Origin of the sequence: Pseudomonas sp. 11/12A (genome assembly GCF_000800055.1) — a bacterium.
GTDB lineage: Bacteria > Pseudomonadota > Gammaproteobacteria > Pseudomonadales > Pseudomonadaceae > Aquipseudomonas > Aquipseudomonas mohnii.
This window is the reverse complement of sequence record NZ_JUGV01000001.1, coordinates 2,831,052-2,847,944: the sequence shown is the minus strand read 5'-3', so window position 1 is coordinate 2,847,944 and position 16,893 is coordinate 2,831,052. Positions and strand designations below refer to the sequence as shown.

The window sequence follows — 16,893 nt, the reverse complement described above, 5'->3', positions numbered from 1 at the left end:
GGCAACCGGCGGTAACGCGCGTGTTAAACCGCCATGCCGCGGATGATCGAAACGGTGCAGTGGTAGATGTGCGATTTGGCGGCCAGGCACCAGTTCACATCGTTGTTGTTGAACGGGCGGTAGGCCGGTTCTTCACTGTCGTTACGGGTACAGGCGCACTGGGCACAGCTTTGCTTACCGCAGCAGTCGTTGTACGAAATGATGTAGTCCTTGCCGTCGGCCGGGTTGCGGCAGGTGCCGATCCAGGTCACTTGCGAGGCTTCGGTGCCCGGTGGGCAGGAGGTCACCGAACCACCGCAGCAGCTGCACAGAAAGCCGTCGATGGAGCAGTAGCGCCAGTAGTCGCAGCTGTTCGGATCACCGGGGTCGCCGGCTTTCGGATCGGTGGCGGCCAGTGCCTTGCTGGTGCGATCCAGTGGCAGCAGCAGGGGCAGGGCGGCACCGGCCACCATCAGCGAGCCCATGCGCGACAGCAATTTGCGGCGCGAGGTGGTGTCGGCGACACGGCGCGTCGAGCGCTCGAACAACAGATCCAGCAGTTTCATAAACGTCTCCCTGCCTTATCAGTGGCTATGGCCGTGGCTGTGGTCGTGATCGTGGGAATGCGGTTGGGCATTGAGGTACTGCTGCAGCGTGGCGTGCTTCAAGTGTTCCACTTCGAACAGGCTGTCCAGGTGCTCGCGGGAATTGACCAGACCCTTGGCGCGCAGGGTGCCGGCCTTGTCGATCAGCGCGGCGTACGGCAGCTTGCCGATCTGGTAAGTCATGCCGACTTGCGGGCCGACCACGTAGGTGGCGTCTTCGAGTTTGTGTTCGCGGATCAGCGCTTGCTGGGCGTCCATGTCGCCATCGCTGATGAACACCACGTCGAGGCGATCAGCCTGTTCCCTGGCAATGGATTTGATCGCCGGCAGCAGTGACTTGCAGATCGGGCAGGTCGGCGAGAGGAAGAACAGCAGTTGCGATTTTTCACCGGCGTAGCCGAAGTTCACCGGGCGACCTTTACGGTCGGTGGCGGTCACTTGCGGCGCGGCTTCGTTGACGGCCACGCCTTTGTCGACCATCAGTGCGCCAGCCGGGGCCAGGCGGCCGTGCAGCACGCCAATCTGACGGACCAGGCCCATGACGACGAACGCCACGGCCACCAGCAGAACCCAGAGCAGAACGTTGGAAACAATCAAGCCTTCCATTGGATCACCTACCAATCAATTTGAGCAGAAGAGGGGAGTTCGCCAGCAAGCCATCGGCTGCGGCGTAGATGAGCAACGCGACCGCTGCCGCGGCAACCGTTACAAAGCCATCGAATACCGTCATGTCGCGGGCAATCGGCGCGACGCTGGCCAGCAGCGCCAGCACCACCAGCACGCTGTTGCGCAGCAGCAGGACCGGGCGCAGCGGCTGCGCCTGGTCCGGGCCGGCACAGCCACAGTCGATGTCGCGACGTCCGCGCCACAGGTTGATGCCAATGGCAGCGGCATACAGTGCCAACAGACTGGCAGCGCTCAACGCGGCCCAGCTACGGCTGACCGGCACCAGCAGCGCGAAGGCGATGGCCAGTTCCAGCAGCGGGACCAACCGGGCGACCGGGCGCACCAGCGAGTCGGGCAGCAGTTGGTAGTCGGCCAACTGCCTGGCGAAGCGCGCGGGTGCTCGTACCTTGTGGGTCGCGGCACTGGCCAGCAACACCGCGATGGCGATGGCGCTGGCAATGATGAAGATCGGATCTGAGTGCATGGCCGAACCTCTTAGTAGCTCATGACCTGAGTCGCGGTTTTTGCGACTTTTGCCATGCTGCCGGTGTGCTGGTTGGTCTTGAGATCGAAAATCTGCAAGCCGCCTTCAACGTCGGTGCCCAGCAGCAACGGCTTGTCGTCGCCGGTGGCCTGCATGCTCCACACCGGTGCCGGTGCTTCCAGGGTCGCGATTTTCTTCTGGGTCTTGAGGTCGTAGGCCCAGATGAAGGTGCTCGGGTCTTCCCACTTCATCGGTTCGTGCGCGTCATGCATCAGCACGTACAAACGGTTCAGCGTCGGCGCGACCGCCATCAGCTGCCAGCCGCCCGGCGCCCAACCGGCCTTCTTTTCGGCCTCGGTGACCAGCGACCAGCTCGGCAGGATCTTTGGTGTATCGCCGGAGAAATCCACTGCGCGCACGGTGCCGGTCGTGGTGGTGAAGTAGTAGGTGTCGCCGACGTTGACCGCACGCTCCACCAGTTTTTCCGCGTTGGGGTCGAAGAACGGCGTGCGGTTGCGCGCGGTTTCCTGGCCCTGGTCGTTGAGGGTCACCACCTGCAGGCTGCCGTCGCCGCACAGCGAGGCGAAACGGCGTTTGCCAACCGGGTAGTTGAGCACGCAACCCGGAATCGCGATTTCCGTGGCAACGGCCTTGGTCTGGGTGTCGACCACTGTCACCGAGGTCGACGGGGTGAAGTTGTAGACGTAGACAAAACGGTCATCGCCGCTGGTCTTCAGGCCGTAGCGCTGGGTCAGCGACTCGGCCCGCTTGTTCGGAATCAGCACCTCCCAGGCGGGCGACAGGGTCGAGCTGTCCCACGCGGTCAGCACATCGGTGCGGGTGCCCCGGGTGCCACGGGAGTACCAGATGTCGGCGCTGTAGATCACCTTGCCGTCATGGCTCAGGGCCGAAGGCGCGGCGAAACCGGTCGGCACCATGCCCAGTATGCGCTTCTGGTCCGGGTCGACCACGGTGACACGGCCGGCGACGAAGCTGTCGAACTCGACATCGACGACGAACGCCCGGTGTGCTTCAGCGGGGAACGGCAACACGGTCTGGCCGATCGTGTCGGCGGGCAGGTCCGCACGGGCACTGTTCAAACCGAGCACAAGCAGGCTCAGGCCTAGCGCTGACTGTACGGAGATCCTGTTTGTTCGCATAAGGGGAACTTCCTGAATTGTTGGTAACGCGGATCGCGGGTGAGTGGGCAGATTCTGACGATTGAATAGTGCCTCGCCCGGCAACCCCGGGAATTGCCCTGCCTGCCAAGTGTTTGTGTATCTGTGCCAGTGTCACTGACACGCCACAAAACCGGGGTATGCGATCCCCTGTGGCGAGGGGGCTTGTCCCGCTGGGCTGCGAAGCGGCCCCCAAGGTCGTGTTGGCATTGAGAGGTGCCCGGAATAATCAGGCCAGTTCAGGCTCGCTCCTACAGGGAAAGGCAAACGTGCATCCGAGCGGTTTGGCAGAACCGCCAACACGACTGGCACGCAGGGCAAAACCCGCGAATCCACGACCACCGACAATCCTGATCAACCTGCCGGGGCACCGTTGCCCCGGCACTTTCAGAGTTGGCGTTCGCCTGCTGGCGAATGCGCGGATTTTCAAGGTCGTTTCCTATGTTCACCTCCCTGCGTTTGCCCCTCATCGGTTTGCTGTCTCTCACTTTGGCCCAGGCGGCGCTGGCGGCCGATTGCGCCCCCGATCAACGCCACGGCGCCGAGGTGTTTGCCAATGAATGCGGGGTTTGCCATTCGGTGACCAAAGGCGCGACCGGCATGATGGGGCCGAACCTGGCGGGTGTGGTCGGGCGCAAGTCCGGCTCCCTGGAGGGCTTCAGCTACTCGCAAGCCATGCGCAACAAAAACATCGATTGGCAAGCCGAGAATATCGCGCAACTGATTACCCAGCCTCAGGCCTATGTGCCTGGCACCTACATGCCTTACATGGGCCTGGCTTCGGCGGACGATCGCCAGGCGGTCGTGTGCTTCCTCAAAGAACAACACTAAGCGGCCGGTTTCCTGGCTGATCCAACCTTCACACCGAACGGTTTTATTGAAAGGTGAATTATGAGCAACGTTGAAATCCTGCCGCAGGTGGCTGCATTTATCGAACGCCGCCACGGCTGCTTCATTGACGGTCAGTGGGTGTTTGCCGAGGGCGACAGCATTGCCGTGGTCAACCCGGCCACCGGGCAGACCCTCTGCGAAACCCTCGATGCACCGCCTGAAATCGTCGAGCGTGCCGTGCAGTCGTCGCACAAGGCATTCAAGTCCGGGGTCTGGTCGGCACTGCGTCCGGCGGATCGCGAGCGCATCCTGCTCAACTTCACCCGCCTGGTGGAAGAGCACGCCGAAGAGCTGGCGCAACTGGAAACCCTGAGCCAGGGCAAGTCGATCAACATGGCCCGCGCCCTGGACCTGAACGCCACTGTGGAATTCATGCGCTACATGTCCGGCTGGGCGACCAAGATCGAAGGGCAAACCTTCGACGTGTCGATCCCGTTGCCACCGGGTGCCAAGTTCACCGCCTTCACCAAGCGTGAGCCGGTGGGTGTGGTGGTCGGCATCGTGCCGTGGAACTTCCCGCTGCTGATCGCCGCCTGGAAACTGATGCCGGCGCTGGCTACCGGTTGCACGGTGATCATCAAGCCGGCCATGGAAACCCCGCTGACCGCCATGCGTCTGGCGGAGCTCGCGCTCGAGGCCGGCATTCCGGCAGGCGTGTTCAACGTCGTGACCGGTGGCGGCGCCTCGGTCGGTGGCGTGCTGACCCAGCATCCGCTGGTGAGCAAGGTCTCGTTCACCGGTTCTACCGCCGTTGGCAAAAGCGTCGGGGTGGCGTGCATGGCCAACATGACGCGTTTCTCCCTGGAACTGGGCGGCAAGAATCCGATGATCGTGCTCGCCGATGCCGACGTCGAAAAAGCCGTGCAAGGGGCGATCCTCGGTGGCCTGCTGAACAACGGCCAGGTGTGTGCCGCGGCTTCGCGTTTCTACGTGCACCGCTCGATCCACGACCGATTCGTCGAAGCCCTGGCGGCGGCGGTTTCGGCCATGCCGATTGGCGCGGGCATGAACAGCGACGCAGCGATCAACCCGCTGGTGTCGCGCAAGCAACAACAGAGCGTGCTCAAGCACATTGAACTGGCCCGTCAGGAGGGCGCACGTGTGGTCTCGGGTGGCGAGTTGGTGGAAGGCGACGGCTTCTACGTCCAGCCGACGATCCTCGCCGACATCGACCACAGCATGGCCGTGGCCCGGGAAGAAGTATTCGGCCCGGTGCTGGGCGTGATGCCGTTCGACGATGAAGAGGCCGTGATCGAACTGGCCAACGACAACCGCTATGGCCTGGCCGCCAGCCTGTGGACCAACGACCTGAGCAAAGCCATGAACCTGGTGCCGCGCATCGAAGCCGGTACGGTCTGGGTCAACGCCCACGTGCTGCTCGACCCGGCGATGCCGTTCGGCGGGGTCAAGCAATCGGGCATGGGCCGTGAGTTTGGTCGTGCGGTGATCGAGGCTTTTACCGAGCTTAAATCCGTGTGTATTGCGCATTGATGCAATGCTTGCCGGCGGCGTGATCGGGGATCACGCCGCCGGTGGCGGTTTCGCCAGTTCGATCCCGGCGGCACCCAGTCGCTTGAGTATCTCAAACAGCAGTTCGCTCTTGATCGAGCCGACCGCGCGTGGGCTGGCGACGTAACCGGTGATCGTCAGCGTAATGCCTTCGGGTTTCAGTTGGCTGAAGCGCACGAACGGCGCCGGTTTTTCCAGAATGGATTCGTGCTCGCAGAAGGTGTCGTACAGCAGGTTGCGTACCTGCTCCGGGTCGATGTCCAGCGGGAAGGTCAGTTCAAGTGTCGCCACGCCTTGGGCGCTGCCGCCGAGGGTGACGTTGCGCAGGTTCTGCGAAATCAGCTGCGAGTTCGGCACGATGACAATCGAGCGGTCAGCCAGTTGTATCTCGGTGGCCCGCACATTGATCCGCCGGATATCGCCTTCAACCCCGCTGATGCTGATCAGGTCGCCGACCTTGACCGGGCGTTCGGTGAGCAGAATCAGGCCGGAGACGAAGTTCTTGACGATCTCTTGAAGACCGAAGCCGATCCCCACCGACAAGGCACTGACGATCCACGCCAGGTTGGTCCACTTGACCCCCAGCGACGACAGCATGAGCAGGATCACCAAGGCATAGCCGATGTTGGAAAACAGTGTGCTGAGCGAGGCGCACATGCCCGGGTCCATTTCCGTTTTCGGCAGCAACTCGTTGTCCAGCCAGCGGCTCAGGGTCCGCACCAGATAGATGCCGATCAGCAGCGCCAGCAGGCCGTGCAGCAGATTGGCCGGGACAATGTTCAGTTTGCGCAGGCCGTCACCGCCAAGCATCGCCAGGGTGTTGTTTGCCAGTTGGCCGAGGGTCGAGCCCACGCCACCCACCAGCAGCGAGATGAACGCGATCAGCAACAGGGCGGCACGACCGACGCCAGACAAAATGACCGAGATCTGCTCCAGGCGCGTATCGCCAATACCGAGCAACTGCTTGAGCGTTTTGCCGGTGGGTTGCCGAGGTGAAAACAGGTACTCACAGCTGTCCTTGAGCAGCTGTATCAGCAAATAGAAACCGGCAAAAATGATGAACAACCAGACCAGTTCGTAAGTGATGAAGCGCGACAGCGACACATAGCCAATGAGCAGGGAGAACAGCGAGGCCACGGTCGCGATGCTGGCGAAGGCATACACGACGCCAGCCAGCGTACGGCCCGCCTCAGGCGCATCGCCGGCCACCACCATGGCCCGCCGGGTTCTGTTGACCCGCAACAGAATCGAACCGATCAAGGTTGAGATGATAAGTGCGACCAACCCACGGACCGTGATCACGACCTCGGAGCTCATGCCGGTGGCATTGGTCAACTGGGCCACTGACACCGCCACCAGCAAGACGGCAGCCAATCGCCGGGGATAGGGTTTGATTGCCAGTGCCACCTCGTCGGCAATGGCCGGCAGTCGCCATGACGGATGTTGGGTGGACAACAGCGCACGGCTCAAACCGGTGATCATCACGCAGGTGTAGACGATTTTTTCGAATTCCTCGGAAAACCCTGCCAGTTGCGGTGTCAACGGCAGTTCCCGGGTGAGGGCAAAAAACAGGACACGCAGGGCGATACCGGCGGTCAGCACCGTGGCGACGACCGACGCGAGCGCGAGGGCGCTGCGGCGCAGGCGTCCTTCGGGCATCCGGTGAATGCACAACCAGGTCAGTCCGCGTTCGGCGAGCCGACGGCCCAGGCCCCACAGGACCACGGCGAATATCACGAGCACGCTGGTCAAGAGGCGCTTGCCCGGTTGCCAGACCGAATGCAGCGTGTCGCCCGCCTGCTGCATGAACTCGACCAGCCGTTGCCGGTCGTCGGCAGGTGGATCGAATAGCGGGACCCAAAACCAGGGATTGAGGATGCTCCGGGTGCGTTGGGTCACTTCGGTTTCCAGCAGGCTGCGTCGGATGGCAGCAATCTGGGTGAGCAATTCGGCGGCACTGGCTTTGATCGCCGCCAGGGTTTTCAGTTTGGAATCGACCTTGTTCTTTTGTTCGGTGAACGCAGCCCTTTGGCTGGCGATATCGGACTCCTCCAGCGTGGCCTCAGCCAGCGGAGCAGGGCTCAGCACCCCCAGTTGGGACTGTAATTGCGCTTGTTCGGGCAACAACAGTGCCGACAGGCGATCAGCCTCCTTGATCAGCGACTGAACCAAATCCTGCGGGGGCTCCAGTTGGTTGTAATTGCTGACCTGAGAGACCTGTTGTTTGAGGCTGTTGAGTTGGCCTTGCAGCGCCTCCAGATCGCTGTCGGACACCTTGGCGACAGCGCTGCTCGCGCCGGCGCCCGGGACATCGAGCATGGGCGCCGCCGACAGCATCGCGCCGCTCGACGCCAATAGCACGAAAACGATGAATATCACGGACTTCAAGGCATTGCGCATAGGCGTGCTCGATGGGTGGCGAGTCATTTAGCCTATGAGGTTAGGTCATGACGCGCACGTTAGAGCGTTGTTTGGTCGGATGTGCCGGGCGATGCCGGTATCGCGCTTGTGTGGTGAGGGAGCTTGCGCCCGGTGGACTGTATCGCAGTCCCCATTTTGGGGGCCGCTGCGCAGCCCAACGGGACGGTGCGGCGTTCCGGCAAGCTCCCTCGCCACAGATTGGTGTTGGGCCTGGACCGTTCAGGCTCAAGCCAGCATCGACATCAAGCCGCCCTGGCGATCCAGTTTGGCCAAGTCGTCGAAGCCACCGATATGCGTGTCGCCGATGAAAATCTGCGGCACGCTGCGCCGGCCACTGCGGCTGAGCATTTCTTCGAGTTTGCCCGGCTGGGTCTGAATGTTGATTTCCTGCATGTTGATGCCTTTGCTGGCCAGCAGTGACTTGGCACTGCGGCAGTAAGGGCAGGTGTCGGTGGTGTATAGCGTCACAGTGTTCATGCTCGGTTCTCCGCTATTGGCGTGGCTCAGGCATCGATGGCCGGGAAGTCGATATCGGTCAGCGCGACGTTGTTCAGGTAGTTAGTCAGCGTCTGCGATGCCACATGGGCAATCACTTCGATAATCTTGCCGTCGTCGAGACCGGCGGCGCGTGCCGCTGCTATCTGCTCGCTGCTCAGGTGTCCACGACTTTCAGTGATTTGCTGTGCCAGCAGGGCATAGGCGTCGAGCTTGCCGTCACGGGCGCTCAGGATGTCCTGGCTGGACAGACCGGCCTTGCCGGCAAACAGCGTGTGGGCCGCCAGGCAGTAGTCGCAACCGTTGACCTGTGACGTGGCAAGGAAGATGGCTTCCTTTTGCGTTGCGCTCAGGGACGTCTTGCCCAATGCCGCCGAGTTCTGCACGTAGGAGGTGAGCACGGCAGGGGCGTGGGCCAGGACTTTGAACACATTGGGCAGGAAGCCGATTTTCTTTTGCACGCCTTCCAGCAGAGGGCGGGTGGTGTCGGTGGCGTGTTCCAGGCTGACAGGGGAAATGCGGGTCATGATGATTCTCCGAGGATTCAAGCGCGACAGGCGCTGGGTACGGAGTTCATGCTAAAGGCCTGGGCTGGTCTATTGGGTGCAAATCGTCGACGATATGCAACAGATCGTCCAGAACTGCCTTCGGGAGCCCCCCTCATGGATCGCTTGTCCACGTTGCTCACGCATTTCGGCGTCAATGCCGGCACCTTTCACAGCGGCACGTTTTGCGGCACCTCGGCTTTCGATGGCAGCCAGACGTGCGGTCATCTGCATTTGCTGCAGGCCGGGGAGGTCGTGCTGAAACTGGCCGATGAGCGAGCGCTGAAGATCACCGAGCCGACGCTGATCTTTTTCCCCCGGCCGTACCGTCACCGCTTGTCCGCCACGCAAGCATCGGCCACGCAGTTGGTCTGTGCCTCGCTGAACTTCGATGGCGGCTCGGGCAATGCCCTCGCCGGCGCGTTGCCCGATTACATGGTGCTGAAACTCGATGAAATCCCGACCCTGGCCAGCACCCTGGAATGGCTGTTCAACGAGGCTTTTGACGGCACCTGCGGGCGTGAAGCAGTCATGGACCGCTTGTTCGAGCTGCTGGTGATTCTGTTGCTGCGGCACATTCTGAGCAGCCGCAATCAACCGCCGGGCATGATGGCCGGTCTCGCCGATTCGCGTCTGGCACGCCCCCTGAACCTTATGCACGAGGCTCCCGGCAAGGCCTGGAGCGTGGCGGAACTGTCGGTGGCGGCCAACATGTCGCGGGCCAGCTTCGCCGAGCATTTCCGGCGGGTGGTCGGGCAGACGCCGGTGGATTATCTGGTGAGTTGGCGCATCAGCCTGGCGCAGAAACGCTTGCGCGAGGGCAAGCCCATTGCCCTGATCGCCGAAGAGGTTGGTTACGAAAGCCCCTCGGCTTTGGCTCGGGCGTTTCGGCGCAAGACCGGGGTGAGCCCGCGGGAATGGAGGGGGTAAACGCTGATGATCCAGTGCAAGCCTGTCGACGAGCCTGTCGCTGCCGAAGATGGACGACGTGTCCTGGTCGATCGGCTATGGCCTTGCAATTGGCCCAAGGCCACGGCTTCGTTGCACGCCTGGCTGCCCGACCTTGCCCCCGCGATTGATCTGCCCCCCACGCCGGACAGCCATTAAAAAAAGCAGCCCTTAGGCACCGATAACATCGTTTCTCGGGGGCGCGGCTTTTCAATATATTGGCCGCCAGATCCGGTGAGTGACTCAACATTCGCCGCCCTCAGTGCGAGTAGTCTTTATGAATAAAAAACCAGGCAGCGCGGCGTTGGTAAATGCGGGTTCGGGGACCCGCGCAGTGTGGGGCGGCGAGCAAGTCAGGCATCCTTACAATGCCACGCAAACCCCGATCGTCGTCAGTGCTGCATATGGTTACGACGACATCGACGTCTGGTACGACGTCGCTTTGGGCAAGGCACCGGGCTTCATTTACAGCCGCATGGGCAACCCGACGGTCGAGACCCTCGAGGCAAAAATTCGCGAGTTGGAAATGGCCGAGTCTGCCGTGGCGTTCAGTAGCGGAATGGCGGCGATCAGCAGTGTGCTCTACACCTTCCTGGCCCATGGCGATCGGGTCGTGTCGACCAAGGACAGCTATGGCGGCACCAACAAGATTTTCGAAGAGTTCCTGCCGCGTACCGGTGTGGAGGTGACGTTGTGCGAGACGTTCGATCACGAAGAAATCGAACGCGAAATCGCCAAGGGTTGCCAACTGGTGTATCTGGAAACACCCACCAATCCGACCCTCAAAATAGTGGATATCCAGCGTCTGGTGGCCGCTGCCAAGCGTGTCGGTGCCATTGTGGTGGCGGATAACACGTTCGCCACGCCGTTGAACCAGAACCCGCTGGCGCTGGGTGTGGACGTGGTCATTCACAGTGCGACCAAGTTTCTCAGCGGGCACGGCGACGTGCTCGGTGGCCTGGTGTGCGGCAGCGAAGGGCTGATGGCCAAGGTGCGTCACTACCGGGAAATCAACGGTGCAACGCTCGACCCGTTCTCCGCCTACATGATCATTCGCGGCATGAAAACCCTGGTGCTGCGCATGCGTCAGCAGCAACGCAGTGCCCGGGCCCTGGCGGAGTACCTGTGCACCGAACCGTTGGTGGAGTCGGTCAATTATCCCGGCTTGCCCGGCCACCCGAATCACGCGGTGGCGTGCGCGCAAATGTCCGGCTTTGGTGCAATCGTCAGCTTTGTCGTGATGGGCGGCATGGACACGGTCAAGGTGCTCTTGCCACGCCTGCGTTTCGCTCACTGCGCAGGCAATCTCGGTGCGGTGGAAACCATCTATGGCCCGGCCCGTACCACCAGTCATGTCGAGAACACGCTGGAGGAGCGACTGGCCCTGGGTATCTCCGAAGGATTGGTGCGGATCTCCGTCGGCATCGAAGACACCGACGACCTGCTCGACGACCTGAAACAGGCTTTTGCCTTTGTCAGAAGTTCGGGCCACTCAGCGGTACAGGAAAACACACAACTTTCAATCAATGAAACATGTGCAGGGATAGCCGGTTGAAGATTTAACGTTAATGCCTCACTGCAAGGATTTAAGTGGGGAGTTCATGAAGTGGAATAATAATAAAACCTAGTGGCAACTTTTTTACTCTGCCCTGTTAGTCGTAGCAGACGTTAATTCGTGCCCTAATAACTTTCATGAGAACAACCATGTCCATAAAAGAACAACAACTTGATACGCGCTCGGGTTTTAAACAGGAAATGCAGACCCGCCATATTGTCATGCTGGCATTAGGCGGCGTCATTGGGACCGGGCTGTTTCTCACGTCCGGGTATACGGTCAACCAGGCCGGTCCCCTGGGCGCGGTGATCGCTTACATCATCGGTGCACTCATGGTTTACATGGTGATGATGTGCCTGGGCGAGTTGGCGGTGCAGATGCCGGAAACCGGTTCATTCAGTACGTACGCCACCCGGTTTCTCGGGCCGGGTACCGGGTATACGGTGGCCTGGTTGTATTGGCTGACCTGGACGGTGGCCATCGGTTCCGAGTTCACCGCCGCCGGTATTTTAATGGTGCGCTGGTTCCCGGAAACGCCTGTATGGATCTGGAGCGCGTTATTTGCAGTTATGGTGTTTCTGACCAATGTGATTTCGGTACGCCTGTTTGCCGAGACCGAGTTCTGGTTGTCGCTGGTTAAAGTGGTGACCGTGATCGTGTTCTTGATGATTGGCGGCGGTGCGATTCTCGGTCTGCTGAACATCGAGCAAAGCCACAGTATCGGCTTGAGTAACTTCACCCGTGAAGGACTTTTCCCTACCGGGTTCATGCCGATTGCAATGACGTTACTGGCCGTCTCCTTTGCTTTCTCCGGCACTGAATTGATCGGTATTGCCGCTGGGGAAACCAAAGATCCACAGCGCAACGTGCCGCGTGCCATTCGCACGACCGTGCTGCGCCTGGCGATCTTTTTCGTGGGGACCATTTTCGTTCTGGCGACCCTGTTGCCCCGTGAACAGGCCGGTCTGGTAGAGAGTCCCTTCGTGACGGTGTTCACCTACATCGGGATTCCGTACTCGGCCGACATCATGAACTTCGTGATCATCAGTGCCTTGCTGTCGGCCGCCAACTCCGGGTTGTACGCCGCGTCGCGGATGCTCTGGACGCTGAGTGACCAGGGGCACCTGCCCAAGCAGTTCTCGGCCCTGACCCGCATGGGCACGCCGCTCAACGCGATTATCGTCAGCATGGCCGGTGGCGCTGCTTCGTTGCTCAGTAGCGTGTTTGCGGCCGATACCATCTATCTGGCGCTGGTGTCGATCTCCGGGTTGGCGGTCGTGGTGGTGTGGATGAGTATCGCGGCGAGCCAGATTGCTTTCCGCCGTCACTATGTGGCCAATGGCGGTGATATCCGCGACCTGAAATTCCGCGTCCGGGGTTATCCATGGGTGCCGCTGGGCGCGCTGGTCTGCTGCAGCCTGGCGTGTGTCGGGATTGCTTTCGATCCTGAGCAACGGGTGGCGTTGTACTTCGGTTTGCCCTTCATCGCCTGGTGCTACTTCGTGTATTACATTACCCGCAAAAGCCGCGAGCGACGCTTGTCGGTTGCCCCCTTGGCACAACCGTCCGATGCGTTCTAGCCAGCGCCGGCGGGATGGGCAAGCGTGCTCGGTGGAGGGGGCGTCCAAGAGGTTCAAGCCATGAAGCAAAAGACGCTACCCCCACTGAACTGGCTGCGGGCATTCGAGGTGTCTGCCCGCTGTTTGAACTTTACCCACGCCGCCGAAGAACTGTTTTTGACCCAGGGCGCCGTCAGTCAGCAGATCCGTCAACTGGAAAGCCACCTTGGGGTTGCACTCTTCAAGCGCCTGCCCCGTGGCCTGGGACTGTCGGAGGAAGGCCAGGCTTATCTGCCGGTGGTGCAGGACGCGATCACGCGACTGGCCGTGGGGACCAACGAAATTTTTGGTCAACACAAACGTCGGCCGATCAAGGTGCGCGGCAGCCTGGCGTTTTTCGTGCACTGGCTGGCGCCCAAGCTGCAGGCGTTCAGCCAGGCTCATCCCCATGTGGATATCCGCTACATCAGCAATATCTGGGTCAAGGAGCTGGATGGCGAGGACGACATGGAGATTCGCTGGGGCCACGGTCAATGGCCCGGGCTGGTGTCGCAGCGACTGACCTGGGACACGCTGTTCCCGGTGTGTTCGCCGGGCCTGATGGCGAAGTCACCGCTGACCGTCCCTGCGGACGTATCGAACCATCCACTGTTGCATGTGCTGGGTTACGAAGAGGGGTGGGGGTACTGGTTGAACATGGTCGGCGCGCACAGCGTCGACTTCTCGACCGGCATGCAATTCGACACGTTGATTTCCACCTTGCGCATGGCCGAGCTAGGGCAGGGGATTGCCCTGGCGCGGTCCTCGATGGTCGATGACATGCTTCGGGATGGGCGATTGGTCGAGCCCTTTACCCAGCGTATCGACGCCAGCGAGTCTTTTTACCTCGTACGCGATTCCGGGGCCGAGCAGCACCCCGACGCGGCGATATTTTCCACCTGGCTGGTCGAGCAGGCCCATCGTTTCAAATAAATCGCCGGAGCCAACCATGCGTTATGTGAGTACCCGGAATTCGGCCGTGCAGGTCGATTTCGAAAAGGTCGTGTTGTCTGGAGTCGCCGAGGATGGAGGGCTGTTCGTACCGCTCGAATTGCCGCTGTTTGAATCACAGGACATAGCCAATTGGTCGACCTTGTCCTACGACGAGCTGGCCTACAGAGTGATCAGCCCGTTTGTGGGTGAGGCGATCGCCGAGGCAGACCTCAAGCGCCTGTTGAAAGAGGCCGGCAGCCAGTTCAGTCATCGCTCCCTGGCACCTTTGCATCAGGTCGATCGAAACGAGTGGGTGTTGGAGTTGTTCCACGGGCCGACGCGCTCTTCGAAGGATTTCGCTGCTCAGTTGCAGGCTCGCCTGGTGCAGCACTTTCTGCGTAAACGCGGGCGTAGCGGGGTGGTGATCGGTGCCACCAACGGCGATACCGGGCTGGCGGCCATCGAAGCGTTCAAGCACTGCGAAGAAACCGCCGTGATGGTGTTTTACCCGGAGGCGGGCGTGCCCCAGGACCAACTCCGGCATCTGCAGGCAGCGGGACACCCGAGGGTTCATCAGTTTGCCGTCAATGGCAGCTTCGACGAGTGCCAGAGCATTGTCACCCGGCTGTTGCGACAGTGGCCCTGTGCGCAGCACGAGGTGATCAGTTTCAACTCCAGCAATTGGGTCAGTGTGCTGGCGCAACTGGTGTTTTATTTTCACGCGGTGTTGCAACTGGGAGGCGGTCAACGACCGATCGGTTTCAGCGTGCCGGCCGCGAGTTTTGCCGAGGTGTATGCCGGCTACATCGCGCAGAAAATGGGCCTGCCGATCACCCAGGTGATTGTGGCGACCAACCAGAATGACGCGTTGCATCAGCTGTTTCAAAAGAACCACTACAGCCGATCGCGCGCCAACAAGACGTTGTCGCCGGCCATGGACCTGTCGGTTTTTGCCAATCTGGAACGTTTTGTGTGGGAGCTCTACGGGCATGACGATCAGGCGGTGAGTGCCCTGATGGCGGGTTTCGAGTCCAGCGGCGAGATGGTCATCGCCAACGAGTTCTGGTTGCAGGCGCGGATGATCATCGACTCCTACGCGGTCAGTGATGAGCAGACGCTGAAGGAAATCACCTCGCTGTATCGCGACACCGGTTACGTCATCGACCCGCATACCGCCACCGGCGTCCTGGCGGCCAGGTTGTATCGTCGAAGCCTGGTCGCGCCGATGGTGACCCTGGGGGAAATTTCACCGGCCAAGTCAGCGGCGCTGTTGGGTGAACTGGGCATCAGCGTGGCGGTTCCGCAACGCGAGGTCGCGGCACAAGGCCACGCGCAGCTTTACCGGATTGAGCCGGACGACCTCGATACCATCCATGCGTTGCTGAACACGCTGTGAAGACGCGGCAACAGGAGGCCAAGTGAAGCGAATTCTGGACCCTCTCGATGAGCACATCATCGCGCAGCTACGGCTCAATGCCAGGGCTGCACACGCCGAGTTGGCGGCCAAGGTCAACCTGTCGCGCAACGCCGTGCGTCAGCGTATCGAGCGACTTGAACGTGACGGTGTCATACAGGGCTATACGGTGAAAACCGGCGAGGGGCGACAAGCCGCCTCGGACATCAACGCGGTGATTTTCGTGTACCGCTACGACCGGATGCGCGGCGCAGAAGTGCTGCAAGCGCTGCGGGAAATTCCGGAAGTCCTCCAGTGCGATGTAATGAGCGGCGAGTTCGACTTGATGCTGCGGGTCGGCGCGGCGAGCCCGCAACGGGTGCACAAGGTCTGGACTGAAATTGCCGCATTGCCTGGCGTGGAAAACACCGTGACCTCCTTCGTATTGTCGTCGGTCGTATAGCCCTTTTCTCGTGCTGCCAAAAGCCAACCTGTGTTGGCTTTTTTTATGCCTGAAACTTTGCTCCGGCGCTGGTCAAAACGCCCACAAAATAGAGCAAATTGGCCTATTTCACTGCCCTGGCCTGACCCCTAACCTAGGCCCCAACAACCCATCACCCGGATCAGGGGGCATAACAAAATGACTGAATACAAACTGGCGCTGGTTGGCTTTGGCGGTGTGAACCGGGCGTTGGCTCAGCTGATTGCCGAACGTAACGAACAGTGGAAAACCGAGCTGGGTTTCACCCTGAAAATTGTGGGCGTGACCGACTTGTTTCTCGGTTCGGTCGTTGGCCGTGAAGGATTGGACGCCGGCGTGCTGGCCCGATTGCCAGCCGCCAAAGGTGCCTTGGCGCAGCTGCCGGGTGGTGAAGTCACCGCCCTCAATGAAGCCGTGATCAAGGATTCGGGAGCGGACATTATTGTTGAAGCCACTTTTACCAACCCGGTGGACGGTGAACCGGCGACTTCGTTCTGCCGTTGGGCGCTCGAGGGTGGCAAACATGTCGTGACCACCAACAAGGGGCCCATTGCCTTGCACGGTAGCGAGCTCAAGGCATTGGCCCGACGCAACAACGTCGCCTTCGAATACGAAGGTTCGGTGATGAGTGGCACGCCAGTCATTCGCCTGGCCAGGCAGGCGCTGGCGGGCAGTTCCATTGTCGGTTTCGAAGGCATTCTCAACGGCACATCCAACTTCGTTCTCACCTCCATGGAAGGTGGTCTCGGGTTCGCCGAGGCCGTCGCCAAGGCGCAGGAACTGGGTTACGCCGAAGCCGACCCGACAGCCGATGTCGAGGGGCATGACGTGCGCCTCAAGGTGGTGATCCTGGCCAACGAACTGCTGGACGCCAGGCTCACGGTCAACGACGTCACTTGCAGCGGTATTTCGTCCCTCAGCCTTGGCGACATCGAAAAGGCCCGGCAGGACGGTGCTCGCTGGAAGCTGATCGGGGCGGCCCAACGTCATGCCGACGGCTCCGTCAGCGCCAGTGTCGAGCCACGTCTGTTGAGCAACGATCATCCGTTGGCCAGTGTCTGCGGCGCGACCAATGCCGTGTCTTTTACCACCGGGCTGCTTGGCGCCGTGACGGTTTCGGGGCCGGGGGCCGGGCGCACGGAAACAGCGTTCGCGTTGCTGTCGGACATCATCAGCATCCATCAAACCCGTGCACACAACCAGGAGTAAGCC

17 protein-coding genes are annotated in these 16,893 nt (G+C 60.9%); 10 read left to right on the top strand and 7 right to left on the bottom strand.

All coding sequences use genetic code 11. The annotated features are described in order from the left end of the window. Nucleotides 1-23 precede the first annotated feature (23 nt). From GQ39_RS13080 to GQ39_RS13065, 4 genes are read right to left on the bottom strand one after another with little or no spacing between them, the layout of a single operon-like run. Nucleotides 24-545, bottom strand: coding sequence for a methylamine dehydrogenase light chain (locus tag GQ39_RS13080; RefSeq protein ID WP_047530407.1), 522 nt, complete (start codon nt 543-545; stop codon nt 24-26). 18 nt (nt 546-563) lie between these two features. Beyond that, complete coding sequence (gene mauD / locus GQ39_RS13075) at nt 564-1,190, bottom strand: methylamine dehydrogenase accessory protein MauD (RefSeq protein WP_047530405.1); 627 nt, start codon at nt 1,188-1,190, stop codon at nt 564-566. 4 nt (nt 1,191-1,194) lie between these two features. Beyond that, nucleotides 1,195-1,734, bottom strand: coding sequence for a MauE/DoxX family redox-associated membrane protein (locus GQ39_RS13070; RefSeq protein ID WP_047530403.1), 540 nt, complete (start codon nt 1,732-1,734; stop codon nt 1,195-1,197). Nucleotides 1,735-1,745: 11 nt separating this feature from the next. Then, a complete protein-coding gene (locus tag GQ39_RS13065) occupies nt 1,746-2,894 on the bottom strand; it encodes an amine dehydrogenase large subunit (protein WP_047530401.1) in 1,149 nt (382 codons plus the stop codon). A gap of 459 nt (nt 2,895-3,353) precedes the next feature. On the opposite strand from GQ39_RS13065, the gene GQ39_RS13060 reads away from it, so the two are divergent. Both GQ39_RS13060 and GQ39_RS13055 read left to right on the top strand, forming a co-directional pair. Continuing rightward, nucleotides 3,354-3,743: a c-type cytochrome gene (locus GQ39_RS13060; protein ID WP_047530400.1), complete on the top strand. Its 390-nt coding sequence runs from the start codon at nt 3,354-3,356 to the stop codon at nt 3,741-3,743. A gap of 60 nt (nt 3,744-3,803) precedes the next feature. Beyond that, the gene (locus tag GQ39_RS13055) at nt 3,804-5,294 is read left to right on the top strand and encodes an aldehyde dehydrogenase family protein (RefSeq protein WP_047530398.1); all 1,491 of its coding nucleotides are present in this window, start codon (nt 3,804-3,806) and stop codon (nt 5,292-5,294) included. A gap of 30 nt (nt 5,295-5,324) precedes the next feature. Here the strand turns inward: GQ39_RS13055 and GQ39_RS13050 are convergent, their stop codons facing one another. The 3 genes from GQ39_RS13050 to GQ39_RS13040 form a co-directional block, all read right to left on the bottom strand. Further along, the gene (locus GQ39_RS13050; RefSeq protein ID WP_047530396.1) at nt 5,325-7,712 is read right to left on the bottom strand and encodes a DUF3772 domain-containing protein; all 2,388 of its coding nucleotides are present in this window, start codon (nt 7,710-7,712) and stop codon (nt 5,325-5,327) included. A 246-nt stretch (nt 7,713-7,958) separates the two neighbouring features. Continuing rightward, entirely contained in the window at nt 7,959-8,210 is a 252-nt protein-coding gene (grxC, locus tag GQ39_RS13045; protein WP_047530394.1) for a glutaredoxin 3, read from the bottom strand. Nucleotides 8,211-8,236: 26 nt separating this feature from the next. Further along, the gene (locus GQ39_RS13040) at nt 8,237-8,755 is read right to left on the bottom strand and encodes a carboxymuconolactone decarboxylase family protein (RefSeq protein ID WP_047530391.1); all 519 of its coding nucleotides are present in this window, start codon (nt 8,753-8,755) and stop codon (nt 8,237-8,239) included. A 135-nt stretch (nt 8,756-8,890) separates the two neighbouring features. Here GQ39_RS13040 and GQ39_RS13035 point away from each other — a divergent pair, with 135 nt between their 5' ends. The 8 genes from GQ39_RS13035 to GQ39_RS13005 all read left to right on the top strand — a co-directional run bounded on the left by GQ39_RS13035 (nt 8,891) and on the right by GQ39_RS13005 (nt 16,890). Further along, nucleotides 8,891-9,703, top strand: a complete 813-nt coding sequence (locus GQ39_RS13035; protein WP_047530389.1) for an AraC family transcriptional regulator — start codon at nt 8,891-8,893, stop codon at nt 9,701-9,703. 6 nt (nt 9,704-9,709) lie between these two features. After that, nucleotides 9,710-9,880, top strand: a complete 171-nt coding sequence (locus GQ39_RS32440) for a DUF488 family protein, N3 subclade (protein ID WP_139213598.1) — start codon at nt 9,710-9,712, stop codon at nt 9,878-9,880. Nucleotides 9,881-9,998: 118 nt separating this feature from the next. Further along, nucleotides 9,999-11,276 carry a cystathionine gamma-synthase family protein gene (locus GQ39_RS13030; RefSeq protein ID WP_047530388.1) on the top strand — a complete coding sequence of 426 codons (1,278 nt, stop codon included), beginning with the start codon at nt 9,999-10,001 and terminating at the stop codon, nt 11,274-11,276. Nucleotides 11,277-11,425: 149 nt separating this feature from the next. Continuing rightward, nucleotides 11,426-12,856 (top strand): amino acid permease, encoded by a 1,431-nt coding sequence (locus GQ39_RS13025; protein WP_047530385.1) that lies wholly within the window; start codon nt 11,426-11,428, stop codon nt 12,854-12,856. Nucleotides 12,857-12,916: 60 nt separating this feature from the next. Further along, nucleotides 12,917-13,807, top strand: coding sequence for a LysR substrate-binding domain-containing protein (locus GQ39_RS13020; protein WP_047530382.1), 891 nt, complete (start codon nt 12,917-12,919; stop codon nt 13,805-13,807). 16 nt (nt 13,808-13,823) lie between these two features. Continuing rightward, complete coding sequence (gene thrC / locus GQ39_RS13015; RefSeq protein ID WP_047530380.1) at nt 13,824-15,203, top strand: threonine synthase; 1,380 nt, start codon at nt 13,824-13,826, stop codon at nt 15,201-15,203. 22 nt (nt 15,204-15,225) lie between these two features. Next, the gene (locus GQ39_RS13010) at nt 15,226-15,663 is read left to right on the top strand and encodes an Lrp/AsnC family transcriptional regulator (RefSeq protein ID WP_047530378.1); all 438 of its coding nucleotides are present in this window, start codon (nt 15,226-15,228) and stop codon (nt 15,661-15,663) included. A 177-nt stretch (nt 15,664-15,840) separates the two neighbouring features. Further along, nucleotides 15,841-16,890, top strand: a complete 1,050-nt coding sequence (locus GQ39_RS13005) for a homoserine dehydrogenase (protein WP_047530376.1) — start codon at nt 15,841-15,843, stop codon at nt 16,888-16,890. The last annotated feature ends 3 nt before the right edge of the window (nt 16,891-16,893 follow it).